Origin of the sequence: Primorskyibacter flagellatus, assembly GCF_014638275.1 — a bacterium.
Lineage (GTDB): Bacteria > Pseudomonadota > Alphaproteobacteria > Rhodobacterales > Rhodobacteraceae > Pseudooceanicola > Pseudooceanicola flagellatus_A.
Genome location: NZ_BMFJ01000001.1, coordinates 1,713,792 through 1,728,575, shown reverse-complemented (window position 1 = coordinate 1,728,575; position 14,784 = coordinate 1,713,792). Strand labels below are relative to the sequence as shown.

Here is a 14,784-nt window from a genome sequence, read left to right as displayed (position 1 = left end):
GCGGGTGGCCCTGATGGTCTTCGGCGTGGTGGTGATCGGTCTGGCGCTGTTGCCGCTGACGTCGGTCTACCCCTATTTCATCATGCAAATCCTGTGCTTTGCTTTGGTCGCGGGGGCCTTCAACCTGCTGATCGGGCACGGCGGGCTGCTGTCCTTCGGGCATGCGATGTTCTTCGGCTCTGCCGGCTACATCACGGCTCACGCGGTCAAGGTCTGGGGCCTGCCGCCGGAACTGGGCATCCTCGCCGGTGTCGCGGCCTGCGCCGGGCTGGCGGCGCTTGCCGGTGCCATCTCCATCCGCAGGCAGGGCATCTACTTCGCGATGATCACGCTGGCGATTTCGCAAATGCTCTACTTCGTCTATCTCCGCGCGCCTTTCACCAATGGCGAGGACGGGATCCAGAGCATACCCAAGGACCGGATGTTCGGTGTGCTGGACCTGGCAGACACGACCGTCCTCTACTACGTCGTTCTTGCGGGCTTCATCCTCGGCACGCTCGCCATCTACCGCACCATCAACTCCCCCTTCGGCCAGGTGCTGAAGTCCATCCGTGAGAATGAACCGCGCGCGATTTCCCTCGGCTATCGCACGACGCTCTACAAATACGTGGCCTTCATCCTTTCCGGAACTCTGGCCGGGTTTGCCGGATCGCTGAAGGTCTTCGTCGTGCAGAACGCCTCTCTTACCGACGTGCATTGGAGCATGTCCGGAGAGATCGTTCTCATCACCCTGCTCGGCGGGCTCGGAACCCTCCTTGGCCCGCTCGCCGGAGCTTTCGTCATCATTTCCTCGCAACATCATCTGGCGGAATTCGGTCAGTGGGTTACGGTCCTACAGGGTGCGATCTTCATTGCCTGTGTCGTGGCGTTCCGCCGGGGGATCGTGGGAGAACTGGCGAAGGTCCTGAAGATTTCGCTGTGACGCGCTGAAAAGGAACAGGTTCATGTTCGAGCATCCCTCATTCGACGCCCACGAACGCATCGTGTTCTTCAACGACGCGGCCTCCGGTCTGAAAGCCGTTATCGCGGTCCATTCCACGGCGCTTGGTCCCGCGGGCGGCGGCTGCCGGCTCTGGTCCTATCCCGATCCCGCCGATGCGGTGACCGACGTGCTGCGCCTGTCGCGCGGAATGTCCTACAAGAACGCCATGGCCGGATTGCCCATGGGCGGGGGCAAGGCCGTGATCCTCGGCCCGGTTCCCGACGACCGCAGGGATGAGGTCTTTGCGGCCTTCGGCCGGGCCGTCGAAACGCTCGGCGGTGCCTACATGACCGCCGAGGATGTCGGCGTGTCGCCCTCGGACCTGCAGACGGCGGCAAGGCATACCGCCTACATCTCGGGGATCGAGACGCTCGACGGCGTCGGCGGCAACCCTTCACCCTTCACCGCAAAAGGCGTTTGCCTGGGGCTTGAATCGGCGGCGCGCTTCGCTTTCGACCGGTCGGACATCGCCGGTCTCAGGATCGCCGTTCAGGGCCTCGGCGGGGTCGGAATGAACCTCGCCCGGCTGCTGTACGACCGTGGTGCCACCCTTGTCGTCGCGGACCTGTCCGAGGCACGTGTCGAAGAGGCACGCGACCGCTTTGCCGCCGAGGCCGCCCCGGTCGACACCGTGCTGCTCTCCGACGTCGACGTTGTCGCCCCCTGCGCACTTGGCGCGGTCATCACGCCCGATGTCGCGCGCCGCATCACTGCGAGGGTCGTCGCGGGCGGTGCAAACAATCAGCTCTCCGACGCCGCCGCAGGACAGATCCTGTTCGACCGGGGCATCACCTACGCACCGGACTACGTTATCAACGCGGGCGGGATCATCATCGTCTGCGCCGAATACTTCCGCAACGCGGACCGCGCCACCATCGACGCAATGATCGATGCCATCGGCCCCCGCACGGCACAGGTCCTGCAGGCCGCCCGCCGGTCCGGGGAGCCGAGCGGCGTCACCGCCGATCGCATGGCCCGCGACATTCTGGCGGCGGCGCCGGGCAGGGGATGACCGGCAGCATCGACCTGATCCGGGACCTCGTCGCATTTCCGACCGTGTCCCGCGATTCCAACCGCGATCTGCTGACTTATGTCACCCGCTGGCTCTCCCGCCACGGCGTGAAGAGCGAGATCATCTGGAACGACACCCGCACCAAGGGCAATCTCTGGGCCACGATCGGCCCCGACGACCAGCCCGGCGTGATCCTCTCCGGGCACACGGATGTGGTCCCGGTGGACGGCCAGCCGTGGCAGAGTGACCCCTTCGTGACGCGCGAGGCCGGCGGGCGGCTTTATGGTCGCGGCACCGCGGACATGAAGGGTTTCATCGGCACCGGGCTGGCAGCCGTGCCCGATCTGGTGATGCGGCGCCTGAAGGCGCCCCTTCACATCGCGCTGTCCTACGATGAGGAAGTCGGCTGCACCGGCGTCACCAGCCTGCTCGACCGGCTTGCGGAACTGCCCGTGAAACCCGCGCTCTGCATCGTCGGAGAGCCGACCTCCATGCAGATCGCGACCGGTCACAAATGCGCCGGCATGTACCGGATCACGCTGACGGGTGCCGCCGCCCATTCCGCCCGCGCGCCCGAGGGCGTCAACGCAATCGCAGCCGCCGCCCGCCTTGTGCTGTTCGTCGACGATCTCGCCGCCGAGATGCGGCGCGATGCGGAGCCCGACCCGGATTACGAATTCCCCGGCGCGACCCTTTCGGTCAACACGATGGATGGCGGGACCGCCCTCAACATCGTGCCGGCGACCTGCACCCTCGGCCTCGATATCCGCGCGCCGGCGGACCTGACCCTCGACACCCTGATGACCCGCATCCGCACTTTCATTGGTAGCGTGCTGCTGCCGGACATGCTTCGCCGGCATCCGGGCTGTGCCGTCGGGATCGAAGAGATCGTCCGCGTGCATGGCCTCACGACGGACCGGACCGACCCCGCGGTCCGTTTCCTCGCGTCCCTGCTGCCGCAGCATTCGCCGGTCAAGGTGGATTTCGGGACCGAAGCCGGTGCCTTCACTCACCGGGCGGGCATAACCTCCCTCGTCTGCGGCCCCGGCTCCATGGCGCAGGGGCACCAGCCGGACGAATTCATCGAACTGAACCAGATTCGGGAGCTGGAGACCTTCCTCGGACGACTTGCAGACCGGCTCGAACAGCGACCGGTTCACGACCGGCTCTGACCCCAAGGTAGAAGTTCGCGGTCGTAGAGTGACTTGGTGGTTCCAGGTGCCGTGGTCACAAGTATTGCCCCGCACGACCTCAGGCGTCGGGAGGCGGCACCGGGGGATAGCGGAAGTGCGGAGTGGATGCCTTAATCCGATACGGTCGTTGCCAGCTATCCGTGTCCGCCATTTCACCAGGAGCAATCGCAGTACCGCCGGCCGGGAATGGCCCCTGACAGCCGTTCGAACGCTTCCTTTCGAACGGCTGCCGTGTCGGATCAGTCGCTGATCGACCCTTCTTCGTCGCGACGCGCGTGCATCCGCGCCTTGACCCTTGCACCGACGATCAGCGGCAGGATGAAACCGATGATCGCGATGACCCAGAGCGTGATCGCAAGAGGGCTGTCGATCAGGGTCAGCCAGTTGCCGTTGTCGATGGTGACGGCGCGGCGCAGGTTGTTCTCCATCGCGTTGCCGAGCAGCGTGCCGAGGATGATCGGCACCAGCGGCACGTCCAGCTTTCGGAGGCCCCAGCCCATCACCCCGAAGCCGATCATCACCAGCAGGTCGAAGGTCGAGCCCGAGATGCCGTAGATGCCGACGAAGCTGACCATCGCCACGATCGGCATCAGGATGCGCGAGGGGATCATCAGAACGCGGGTGAACAGACCCACCATCGGGATGTTCATGGCCAGCAGCATGAAGTTCGCGATGAAGAGCGCGGCGATCAGCCCCCAGACCACGTCGGGGTTCTGGGTGAAGAGCAGCGGGCCGGGCGTGATGTTCAGGGCGAGCAGCACGGCCAGCAGGACCGCCGTGGTCCCCGACCCTGGCACGCCAAGCGCCAGCATCGGCACCAGCGCGCCCCCGGCGGCGGCGTTGTTGCCCGCCTCGGGTGCCGCGACGCCGCGCGGGTCCCCGGTGCCGAAGGTGCCCTCCTTGTCCACCAGGCGCTTTTCCATCGAGTAGGAGATGAACGACCCCAGTGAGGCGCCCGCACCCGGCAGCACGCCGGCGAGAAAGCCAAGGAAAGACGTGCGCAGCATGGTCGGCGTACATTGCTTCAGCATCGACAGCGGCGGGTAGAGCCTGCCGATCTTCATCTTGCTGCCCTCGGCATCGGATCCGCCGTGGCGGGTTTCCAGGAAGATGAAAACCTCGGACAGCGCGAAGAGCCCGACGATGGCGACAAGGAAATCGAGCCCGTCGTACAGGTGCACCTCGCCAAAGGTGAAGCGCGGCACGCCGGTCTGGGTGTCGACGCCGATGGTGGCAAGGCCAAGGCCGAGAGCCGCGGCAAAGGCCGACTTGGCCTGGTTCGTCGACGATACGCCGCCCAGGGTCATGAAGGCCAGTGCGAACAGCGCGAAGTACTCTGCCGGCCCGAACAGCAGTGCGACCTTGACCAGCTGCGGGGCCAGGAAGATCAGGCCGCAGGTGGCAAAGAAGGCACCGACGAAGGAGGCGACGCCGGACAGCGACAACGCCTCGCCCGCGAGGCCTTTCCTGGCCATAGGGTGGCCGTCGAGCACGGTCATCATCGCCGGTTCGTCGCCCGGGATTCCCAGCAGGATCGACGAGATCCGCCCGCCGTACATTGCGCCGTAATAGACCGAGGTCAGCAGGATCAGCGAGGGCGTCGCGCCGAGGCCGAGCGTGAAGGCAAGCGGGATCAGGATGGCCACGCCGTTCGACGGGCCGAGGCCGGGCAGCGCGCCCATGATGGTGCCCAGGAAGCAGCCGAGGAGGGCCAGCAGCAGGTTCTGCCATGTGATCGCGATGGCAAAGCCGTCGCCGAGGTTTGCAAGGGTTTCCATGGAACTCTCCTCAGAACCCGAAGGGACCGCGCGCGAGCGAGAGGCCCAGCACGAGGTGGAAGATGACATAGATACCGACCGAGGTGCCGATGCCGGTCAGCACGGCCTCGAGAGCCGAGGAACCGAGGCGCCAGGCCAGGTAGCCGGCCGCGAAAGCGGTGGCGATGACGAAGCCCAGCACCGGCAGAAGTTCGGCGTAGAGGATCAGAACGACCACCGCGGCGGCGATCTCGACCAGCCGGGCAAGGGAGGGCCAATGCGGTTCGGGATCGGGGCGCAGGGCGATGACCAGGCTCGAAATCCCGAGGATGCCGGCGATGATCAGGGGAAAGGCTTTGGGGCCGACGGCATCCGAAAGGAAGCTCTCCTCGATCGCAAGGGCCGCGAATATGTACCCAATGGAGAGGAGAACGCCGACGACACCGAAGATGCGATCGCTCATGGCGGATCCTTTCTCTGGGTGCTCAGTGAGTGACTGTCAGGAAAAGGCCGGGCGCCGCCCAGGGCGACGTCCGGCAGGTCGGGCCCGGGGGCCCTACTTGATGATGCCGATTTCTTTGGAGATCGACTGGATCCGTGCGACGCTGTCGGACACGAAGCTCTGGAATTCCTCGCCCTGCAGGTCGAGCGGTGCGAGACCGTTGGCCGCCATCACCTCTTTCCATGCGTCCGAGGCATAAAGTTCGCCGATCTTGGACACCCAGGCGTCGTAGGCTTCGTCCGACATCCCGCCCGGGGCATAGAAGCCGCGCCAGTTGGCGCCGATGGCCTCCACACCCTGTTCAGTGGCCGTCGGAAAGGACGAGAATTCGCCTTCCAGACGCTCCGGGGCCAGGACCGCGATCACCTTGATGTCACCGGAGTCGACAAAGCCCTTGGCCTCGGAGATGTCGCCCGTGAAGCCCTGAACGGAACCCGCCAGAAGCTGGGTCACCGCCTCGCCGCCGCCGTCGAAGGCGATGTACTTGACCGAGCGCACGTCCTCGATGCCATAGGCGTCGGCAGCGATCAGCACCTTGAGATGGTCCCAGCCACCCACGGCGGAACCGCCGGCGATAGAGACCGAGGTCGGATCCGCCTTGATCTGATCCAGAAGCTGCGGCAGCGTCTCGATTTCGCTGTCGGCGGCCACGGCGATCACGCCATAGTCCGCGCCGACCGAGGCCAGCCAGCGGACCTGGTCCATAGTGTTGCCCGGATAGGCACCCTGCGCCAGACGGGTAGCGGTTGCGGACGAGGCGGCGACGATCAGGTTGTCGGCGTCGTTGCGCTTGTTGACCACTTCGGCAAAGGCCACGCCACCGCCGCCACCGGCAAGGTTCACGACCTGCATGGTCTGGTCGATCAGGCCGAGGTCCTGCAGCGACTTGCCCACCTGGCGGCAGGTGAAGTCCCAGCCCCCGCCCGGGTTGGCCGGAGCGATGCATTCGGGGTTTTCCTGCGCCGAGGCCGCGAAGGCGGACAGCGACAGGGCGACGGCAGCAAGCGCGCCGCGGGTTGCGGAAATTGTCATGGAGGTCCTCCTCAGATTCTTCTCCGGCGCACTCCCTCGCGCCGGGTCTTTCCCGGCAGGGCAGGGCGCTTGGCCCTTTCCTGCGGATTGAGGATGTGTAACCAATGTTCCTGTCATGAACCTGTCAGCCCGACAGAACAGCAGGAGCGGGTGTCATGCGTATCCTGATGGTGGAGGACGCTGAGGATCTGGCCGAGGGCGTGATGGCGCATCTGGCACGGTCGGGGGTCGCCTGCGATCTTGCGTCCAGCGTCGATGACGCCCGCGACTGTCTTGCCGTTCAGCGCTACGAGGCGATCCTGCTCGACATCAATCTCCCCGATGGCTCCGGCATCACCCTTCTGCGCGAAATGCGCGCCCGGGCCGACCGGACGCCGGTCCTGATGCTGACGGCGCTGACCTCGGTCGAGGACCGGGTCGAGGCGCTTGATCAGGGCGCGGACGATTACCTCGGCAAACCCTTCGACCAGCGGGAACTGGAGGCTCGGTTGCGGGCGCTGGTCCGGCGCGAGGCTGATCGCAAGGAAGAGCAGATCACGCTCGGCACGCTGCAGTACGCGCCGAAGGACCGCAGTGCGGTGCTGAACGGGCGCCACCTGGACCTCACGCGGCGTGAGGCGGCGCTGCTCGACATGCTGATCCGCTATCGCGGGCAGTACCTGTCGAAGGCGCGGCTCTACGATTCCCTCTACGGGTTCGAGGATGCCGACGTCGGCGTGAATGCCATCGAGCTCTATATCGCGCGGCTGCGCAAGAAGTTCGCGGGCAGCGGGGTGAGCATCGTAACCAGCCGCGGGATCGGCTACCGGATCGACGTCGATGCCTGAGGCCCGCGCGATGCAGAGCCTGACGGCCCGCGTGTTCGGAACGGTCCTCGCCATCCTCGTGCTGGGCGGGGTGCTGGTCGCGATCTCGATCCTGTGGAACGGACGACAGGCGGCACGGCAATCCTATGACCGCATCCTGTTCGGCGCGGCAAGCGACATCGCCGAGTCGATCCGCATCCAGCAGGGGGCGCCGCTGGTCGATCTTCCCGTCTCGGCCTTCGAACTGCTCGCCCAGGCGCCGGAAGACCGGATCTACTACGCCATTCTCGACCCGGGGAGGGAGATCATCACCAGCGTAGACCCGCAGCAGAGGATCGTGCCTCCGCCGCGCAGCGCCGATCCGGCGCGGTTTTTCGATGCGGAGCTGGACGGCGAACCAGCCCGTTTCGTTCAGGTCACCCGCCGCTTCACCGAAAGGGATTTCTCGGGGGCGGTCGACGTCATCGTCGGCCAGACTCTGCGCGCCCGACAGGCGATGACCACGGAACTGATGCTGAACGCATTGCTGCCGATGGCGGCCGCCGGGATCCTGTTGATGGCCATCGCCGTTCTCGTGGTGCGGTCCGCCCTGCGACCGCTGGACGCCCTGGTCAGCGACCTCACCGGGCGGGACCCCTACGATCTGACGCCCATGCCCACGGACAACCTGCCGCGCGAACTGCAGGTCATGCTGGGCGCGATGAACCGCTTCATGGCGCGGCTGGACGGCCAGGTCGAGGCTATGCGCAACCTGATCTCGGACACCGCGCACCAGTTGCGCACGCCGGTCGCCGCGATCCAGATCCATGCGGAAAGCGCCACGGTCGAGACTGACGGGGTGTCACGCCGCCGGGCGCTCGATCGGCTGCTCATACGCACGCGCTCGCTAAGCAAGCTGCTGGACCAGCTCCTCAGCCGGGCTCTGGTGGTCCACCGGACCGACAGCGTCGCGCGTACCCCGGTCGATCTGCGCGAAGTGGCTCTCGAGGTCATGGAACGGGACGACAGCCTGGCGCTGGCACCCGAAACGGAGCTGCGGCTGGTCATCGGCGAAGAGCCGGTGATCGTGCTGGCTGATGCCTTCTCTCTGCAGGAGGCCGCGCGGAACCTGCTCGGCAACGCATTGAAATACGGCAAGCCGCCGGTGTCGATCGGGGCCAGTCAGGAGGGGGGTGAGGTGATCCTCTGGGTCCACGACTGCGGCGCGGGACCCGCCGAGGGCGTGATCGCCCGACTTGGCGACCGCTTCAATCGCACCGCCGGCTCGCATGAGAACAGCACCGGGATCGGCCTCTCGATCGTGACGTCCGTCGCGGCGGCCTTCGCCGGCCGCGTGACAATGACACAGGACGAGACGGGTTTCCGCGCCGCTCTCGTCTTTCCCTCCGCCCGGGTGCCGTCATGATCCGGTTTCTGCAGGCCGTTCTGCTGCTGTTACCCCTGACATCCCCTGCGCCTGCCCAGGAGGCGGTCACACGGTTCGGCGACGGCGAGACGGAGATCCTGGTGCGTTCAACAACGGACATCGGCATCTTCCGGCCCGTGATGGAGCGGTTCGCAGAACTCAATCCCCATCTCGCCATCAGTTACGAGCAATGGGGCTCCAACGCCTTGTTCGACCGCAGCCGCGACGACTGCCGTGGCAGAGGGCCGCAGGCCGACGCGATCCTCTCCTCGGCGGTCCAGCAGATGGTCTGGCTGGCAAACGCGGCCTGCGCGCATCCGCATCGCTCGGCCGCAACCCTGGCCCTGCCCGCCACGCGCCGCTGGCGCGACGAATTGTGGGGCGTCACGATCGAACCGGCGGTCATCGCCTACAACAAGACCCTCGTCAAAGGAGACGACATACCGCGCAGCCGTTTCGCGTTGCTCGACGCAATGCGAAACCGGCCCCGTTTCTTCCGGAGCCGGATCGCCACATACGACATAGCGGAGTCGGGGCTGGGCTACCTGTTCGCTCACAGCGACAGTCTGGAAGCCACCACATTCGGTGCTTTGCTCGAAGGCTTTTCCCGCGTCGATGCTATCGCCACCTGCTGTTCGGCGGAGATCATCGCAGGCGTGGCCGAAGGCCGCTTCGTCATCGCCTACAACGTGCTCGGGTCCTACATCCTGAACTCCGGCGCGCCTGAGGTCGGACTGATCATGCCCGAAGATTACACTCTCCTGCTGTCGCGCGCCTACATGATCCCGCGCGGTGCGGCCCAAAAGGCCGAGGCCATCGACTTTCTCGAATTCCTGCTCACACCCGAGGCACGGTCGCTGCTGTCACGCGCAGGCCTCTTCTCAGAACTCGAGGTCGGGGAAACCGGGCTGTCCGGCAGCGCCCTCCGATTCATTCCGCTGTCGCCCACCCTTCTCGTCGCGCGCGACGCCAATCGACGAACACTTCTGCTGGACTTCTGGAACGAAACCTTCCAGCGGGACGTGTCGCCCTGATCCACAGGTCGCCGCATTCATAATCCGCGTCGTGTTTGCGCGGCAGACGCCCGAGACCCGCCCTGCTCCGTCCACTCAATAAACACCTGAACCGAGGAATTCTCCGGCGCCAACCGCTGCCACGCTCAAGGTGTCCCACGCGCCAAAGAGTGGTCAGCAACCGGACCATCGAGCGTCAACAAAACAAGGTGTGCTGCGGGGAAAATGGCAGCCCGTAGGGGACTGCCAGAAGTGGCGGAAAGCTCAACAAAATAAGGGGTGATGTGGACCACGACGGCCTCAATTCGCTCGATAAAGTTCAGTAGGTTACGGACAATGTGGACCACGGTGCTGAGCCAAATTCGTATGGCCTCATAATGCGATTTCGCCTTGGCTGCTGCGGTCAACAAAGGCAGGGTCTCTATGACAAACGATCCAGAAGCTCTCTAATTTGCCCTTCGACGTCCATGCCCCACATCTGAGCCGTATTGAAGCGCATGAACGAACCGCAGTTCAACGAGGCGCTGAACGCGTTGCCCGGCGCCAGAACGATCCCCTTCTCCCAAGCCAAGCGGGTCATGGCCGCACCGTCTACGCCTTCAGGCAGCCGACACCAAAGAAATAGTCCGGACTCGGGTCTGTGCCAAGGCGTGATGCCAAGGCGGGCCAACTGCGGGATGATCGCGCCGGTGGCCTCGACCAGGCGTGTTCGCAGGCCCTGCACATGGCGGCGATAACTTCCCTCCTTCAGCAAATGCAGCACGAGTTCAGCTGACATCGCCCCCCCGCCAAAGGAGGTCGCGAGTTTCAGGTCGACCAGCGGGTCGATCCAATCCGGGCGCGCGGCGATGTATCCGCAACGTATTGACGCAGAGAGGGTCTTCGAGAAGCTGCCGATCTGAATCACCCTCTCGAAACCGTCGAAGGCCGCCAGCCTTGGGGAGGGGCGCTCTTCGAAATCGGAAAGGATGTCGTCTTCAACGATCAGCAAGTCGTGCCGTTCTGCAAGCCGGAGAAGCCGGTGGCATGTCACCGGCGACATCACGGTTCCGGTCGGATTGTGTGGGCCGGAATTTGTGATGTAGAGGCGCGGGCGATGTTCTTGGAGTGCCGCCTCCATCGCTTCGACATCCGGACCGACAGGCGTGCGCGGAATGCTGATCGCTTCGACGCGGTGCGCACGGAAGAGGGCGAGGAAGTTGAAGTAACACGGGTCGTCCACCAGCACGCGGTCTCCGGGTTCCAGCAGAAGTCGGCAGACGAGATCAAGAGCCTGCGTGCCGCTTTCGGTCAGCATGATCTGATCTGGGTGCGCCTCGACCCCGGCGTCTGCCATCCGGACGCCCAGTATGCTACGCAATTCGGGCAGGCCCAAGGGCGTGCTGTAGTCAGTCAAGCCAGCGTCCGTCTTGCGGGCCAAGCTTCGCAACGCACGGCGGATCTCGTCCTGTGGCATCCAGCTTTCGGGCAACCAGCCGCAGCCCGGGTTCGCCCGGATGTGGCGGCTGTCGAGCGCCTGCCGAGTAATCCGGAACGGATCGATTTCACGAGCCACTTGGGGGCTGCTTTCACGAAGCGAGAAGGGGGGCAGATGCCGGGAGACATAGAATCCCGATCCGCGCCGCGACTGCACCAGGCCCTCCGCCGTTAGCCGGTCGTAAGCCTCGACCACAGTCGAGCGTGAGACCCCGAGTTGTTCTGAAAGACGTCGGATCGAGGGAAGTTTTGCGCCCGGCGCCGCTTTGCGGCCCGCAATACGGGTCCGCAGCGCATCCATCACCTGTTCAACCAGGGTCATCTCACCGGTGCGGGAGAGGATCTCTGAATCCATCTGTGCTGCTCATTTATCCAATACAGTTTGTCGAAACTGTAATGGTGCGTGCCTGTTGCGACCAGACCCGCCGGTGCATTTCGGACCGGACTATTCTTCCAGAGGACACCATGCATCGAATTTCCGCCCCGATCCTGGCGCTCTGCCTTTTCGCCGTCACCTTCGCAGTCAATCTCCAGGCGCCGCTTTATCCCGTCTACGTCGCCGACAGCAGGCTCGGGGCCACGGCGGCAACGGTTGCTTTTGCGGCGTATGTTGGTGGTCTCATGCCAACGCTAATCTTCCTCGGGGGGTTGTCTGATCGGGTCGGGCGTCGTGGGCCAATCGCGATGGCGCTACTGCTGAGCGGAGGGGCCACCCTTCTGCTCACGCTGTCGCCGGGCTGGACGCAGCTTGTGCTCGCAAGGGTCATGTTGGGGATCGGCACCGGCTTAGCGACCACTTCGGGCACCGCCTACATGATTGAGTTGATGGGCGAGGCACGAACGAAGCAGGCTGCGCTCACTGTCACCTCTTCGACATCGATGGGCTTCGGTGGTGGCGCACTGGCAACTGGGCTGAGCTTGACAGTGCAGGGGCCCAGCCTTACGCCGATCAGCTTCTGGGTCCTTCTATCGGCCGTGCCTGTGCTTGTGTTGACCTGCGTTCTGCTACCAAGGGTTGGACGCCCTCGGCGGGTGCCGCTTGTCAGGCTTCCGGTTTTTCCGGTAGGCGGCGCACAGTATGGGGTAGCCCTGGCGCTGACGTGGGCATCGACCGGAATGACGATTGCCGTGGTGCCTCTCCTGCTTGCGCAGAATGGCCTCGGGGGATGGTCCGGGTTCGTAATCTTCCTGGCGCTGTTCGTGGGCTTCCTCTGCCAACCAGTGGCCCGGCGCATGCGCAATGCGCAAGCGCTTCGCATCGGGCTATGGCTTATCCCATTGGGGTTCGGCGGACTGTTTTTGGGAGCCGCGTTTCAGTCGATTATCCTGATACTGTTGGGCACGGCTCTCACCAGCGCGTCGAGCTACGGGTTCGCCTACCTTGCCGCTCTTTCCGAAGTTGCAATGCTCTCTCCAGATAACCGCGCTCGGGCCACCGCCGGCCTCTTTGCATACGCCTACTGTGGTTTCTCGATACCCGTGATCCTTGCAGGAGTGCTCGCAGATCGGTTCGGACTGGTTCCCGCCATGGCGGCGTTCCTCGTTCTTCAAATCAGCCTGTTGTCCGTTCTCGTTATCTACAGGCGCCGCACTGTGTCACCGTGGCTTTCGACCTGACCGAGGCACAGACCGATATGTCGATTTTTTAGACGCCATTAGGTCTCAAAGCCCCACATTTGAGCCAAACGTCTTCAGCCTTCGGCAAGATTTCTGGATCTCTGATCATAGGCGGGTTAAAGGACCCGGGCCCGGGACTAAAGTCCGTCGATCGCCTTAAAAAACGATTGGTGACGGCACTCAAGGGCAAGGGCTTCGGCGTCGCTAATACTCGCATGCATTGCGCGTCTCACGTGGCCTGAGACTTCCCCGGTAACGCGTTCCATCTCGTTCCGGAGATGCCGTTGCGATTTATCGATGAGCGGTTTCATCCTCCGAATGGCCTTTAGCCGGGAATGCGCGGATTCACTATTTCGCGTAGACTGTTCATGGTCTACCATTTTCAAAAGAAATTTCTCTTCAAGAGCGACATTGCAATAGCCCCAATGCCAATTGGCCGCTGCTTTCAGTTCCGAACTGAGTGATTTGAGATGGTCGTCTGTCAAAAATATGAGTTCCCGAAAACCAGCATCAATGCGCCTTTTGACTTCCTCATCCAATATATATTTTGACAGGCCATGGCCCAAACCAACAAGTGCACCCAGCATGCCACTATCGATAGTAAATTCGCAATGAAATCGATTTTGGCTAAGATAGCCGGGTAGAAGGAATAAATTGGAATCGTCGGGTGTGTAGGTTTCCAGTGCGATCGATTTGATTCCACCACTTTGGTGTCTGGAAATTGTGCCCTCCGCCGCCATTTTAAGACCGCGTTGCCCAAATACGCCGCACCGTTCTTTTACCTGCTTGAGCGTCATGCTTTCAAGCTCGTCAAGTATGGGGTTCAAAGCCGAACGCATGCGAGCCGGCAGATTGGAGGAAATTGGGAGCGGGGTGATTAGCATGGTAATACCTATCTGTGTTTGTGAGATCAGTAGGTGGGGCCGAGTGACGAACGGCAGAAACGTTGCGGCGAAGAATTGTTGAAGACCTTCTACGGGCCTGTCACGCGGGTCCATGCATGACGTGCCTTCAGCTCGGGGTGCGACAGGCACTGAAATTCTCCGCCATGAGCGATACTTACAGGAGGACAGGGCAGCCGAGGATATAGAAGACCCGCCGACCATTTGGTCGTCGGTGAGCTCACCTTGACGATCACCTTTGTGATCTGCCTCGTCATGGCATCCCGCTTCGGAACAAGTAGGTATTCTTGACCGAGTCGCTTGCTCACCCTGGCGGCAATTCGGAGCCACATTTTCTTGGTTCGAGCATTCCAACTGGTGTCACCCATGGGCAGCGCGAAAGTCATATGGTCCGCACGAGCGCACATCACCGCCCGCGTGTAGAAATGAAGCTCTCCCGCAGAACTTATCTTAGCGATCTCGTCAGTGTTTAGGATGACGAACTGGTCCGCATCGTTTGCGACACAGGCATCGCCGACCATCCGCTGGAACTTGAAGGACAGTAACCGACCTCCGCCTACGATTTCGAGGTGACGGAAGAAGCGCCTAAGACCGCCCGATGCTACGGCCTCTTCAACCCAAGCCGCGCTTTTTTGTCCTGGACTGCCAGTTATCGCTGCCAGTTCGGCCTTGGCGGCGATGCAGTTTCTTCCGTGCTCTTGCGACAACGCCAAGATTTGGAGTTGATGCTGACGGTCGACGTAGGCGAGGCAGGCATGCAGGAGTCGCAGTTGCTGAAGGCTGAGGCCGGCTTTCTCGATTTGGTAGACCAATCTGGCGCTTAGTTTGTATTCTGTGGGCAAGGACATTTGTTCTCTCCGTCGTTTCGGAGGGAACATGGTGCTGTGGAACTGGCCGCGGAAATTGGTTCGATCGGGGACAGCGAGCGTTGCAGGTCGAAACACCCGCAGATCTGACCACAAGAAGCGCAGACTTGACTAAAGCACCCGGAACTTTGACCAATCCGGCCTCAGAACTGGGATCGTTATACGGTCATTTTGGTAGAAGTCGGCGCACATCCGTCCAGCTTCGCCGCAATAATGACCAG

13 protein-coding genes are annotated in these 14,784 nt (G+C 63.2%); 7 read left to right on the top strand and 6 right to left on the bottom strand.

The window, feature by feature from the left end; genetic code table 11:
• The first annotated feature begins 13 nt into the window (after positions 1 to 13).
• The 3 genes from IEV87_RS22800 to argE are packed head-to-tail and all read left to right on the top strand — an operon-like array spanning position 14 to position 3,166.
• A complete protein-coding gene (locus tag IEV87_RS22800; RefSeq protein ID WP_308419903.1) occupies positions 14 to 922 on the top strand; it encodes a branched-chain amino acid ABC transporter permease in 909 nt (302 codons plus the stop codon).
• Positions 923 to 944: 22 nt separating this feature from the next.
• The gene (locus tag IEV87_RS08460; protein ID WP_188477208.1) at positions 945 to 1,994 is read left to right on the top strand and encodes a Leu/Phe/Val dehydrogenase; all 1,050 of its coding nucleotides are present in this window, start codon (positions 945 to 947) and stop codon (positions 1,992 to 1,994) included.
• Complete coding sequence (gene argE / locus IEV87_RS08455) at positions 1,991 to 3,166, top strand: acetylornithine deacetylase (RefSeq protein WP_188477207.1); 1,176 nt, start codon at positions 1,991 to 1,993, stop codon at positions 3,164 to 3,166. The genes IEV87_RS08460 and argE overlap by 4 nt, the downstream gene beginning before the upstream one ends.
• 260 nt (positions 3,167 to 3,426) lie before the next feature.
• On the opposite strand, the gene IEV87_RS08450 is transcribed toward argE, so the two are convergent.
• From IEV87_RS08450 to IEV87_RS08440, 3 genes are all read right to left on the bottom strand, one after another.
• Positions 3,427 to 4,965: a tripartite tricarboxylate transporter permease gene (locus tag IEV87_RS08450; RefSeq protein ID WP_188477206.1), complete on the bottom strand. Its 1,539-nt coding sequence runs from the start codon at positions 4,963 to 4,965 to the stop codon at positions 3,427 to 3,429.
• Positions 4,966 to 4,975: 10 nt separating this feature from the next.
• Positions 4,976 to 5,407 (bottom strand): tripartite tricarboxylate transporter TctB family protein, encoded by a 432-nt coding sequence (locus IEV87_RS08445; protein ID WP_188477205.1) that lies wholly within the window; start codon positions 5,405 to 5,407, stop codon positions 4,976 to 4,978.
• 93 nt (positions 5,408 to 5,500) lie between these two features.
• Positions 5,501 to 6,478, bottom strand: a complete 978-nt coding sequence (locus tag IEV87_RS08440) for a Bug family tripartite tricarboxylate transporter substrate binding protein (RefSeq protein ID WP_188477204.1) — start codon at positions 6,476 to 6,478, stop codon at positions 5,501 to 5,503.
• A 155-nt stretch (positions 6,479 to 6,633) separates the two neighbouring features.
• Here IEV87_RS08440 and IEV87_RS08435 point away from each other — a divergent pair, with 155 nt between their 5' ends.
• From IEV87_RS08435 to IEV87_RS08425, 3 genes are read left to right on the top strand one after another with little or no spacing between them, the layout of a single operon-like run.
• A complete protein-coding gene (locus IEV87_RS08435) occupies positions 6,634 to 7,305 on the top strand; it encodes a response regulator transcription factor (protein WP_188477203.1) in 672 nt (223 codons plus the stop codon).
• Complete coding sequence (locus IEV87_RS08430) at positions 7,298 to 8,689, top strand: sensor histidine kinase (protein WP_188477202.1); 1,392 nt, start codon at positions 7,298 to 7,300, stop codon at positions 8,687 to 8,689. Before IEV87_RS08435 ends, IEV87_RS08430 begins: the two co-directional genes overlap by 8 nt.
• Entirely contained in the window at positions 8,686 to 9,723 is a 1,038-nt protein-coding gene (locus IEV87_RS08425) for an ABC transporter substrate-binding protein (RefSeq protein WP_188477201.1), read from the top strand. Before IEV87_RS08430 ends, IEV87_RS08425 begins: the two co-directional genes overlap by 4 nt.
• A gap of 400 nt (positions 9,724 to 10,123) precedes the next feature.
• Here the strand turns inward: IEV87_RS08425 and IEV87_RS08420 are convergent, their stop codons facing one another.
• Complete coding sequence (locus IEV87_RS08420; protein WP_188477200.1) at positions 10,124 to 11,533, bottom strand: aminotransferase-like domain-containing protein; 1,410 nt, start codon at positions 11,531 to 11,533, stop codon at positions 10,124 to 10,126.
• A gap of 110 nt (positions 11,534 to 11,643) precedes the next feature.
• Here IEV87_RS08420 and IEV87_RS08415 point away from each other — a divergent pair, with 110 nt between their 5' ends.
• Positions 11,644 to 12,795 (top strand): MFS transporter, encoded by a 1,152-nt coding sequence (locus tag IEV87_RS08415; protein ID WP_188477199.1) that lies wholly within the window; start codon positions 11,644 to 11,646, stop codon positions 12,793 to 12,795.
• Between the two features lie 137 nt (positions 12,796 to 12,932).
• Here IEV87_RS08415 and IEV87_RS08410 read toward each other — a convergent pair whose 3' ends face one another.
• Both IEV87_RS08410 and IEV87_RS08405 read right to left on the bottom strand, forming a co-directional pair.
• The gene (locus IEV87_RS08410; protein WP_188477198.1) at positions 12,933 to 13,793 is read right to left on the bottom strand and encodes a hypothetical protein; all 861 of its coding nucleotides are present in this window, start codon (positions 13,791 to 13,793) and stop codon (positions 12,933 to 12,935) included.
• Positions 13,769 to 14,545, bottom strand: coding sequence for a hypothetical protein (locus IEV87_RS08405; RefSeq protein ID WP_188477197.1), 777 nt, complete (start codon positions 14,543 to 14,545; stop codon positions 13,769 to 13,771). The genes IEV87_RS08410 and IEV87_RS08405 overlap by 25 nt, the downstream gene beginning before the upstream one ends.
• Positions 14,546 to 14,784: the final 239 nt, after the last annotated feature.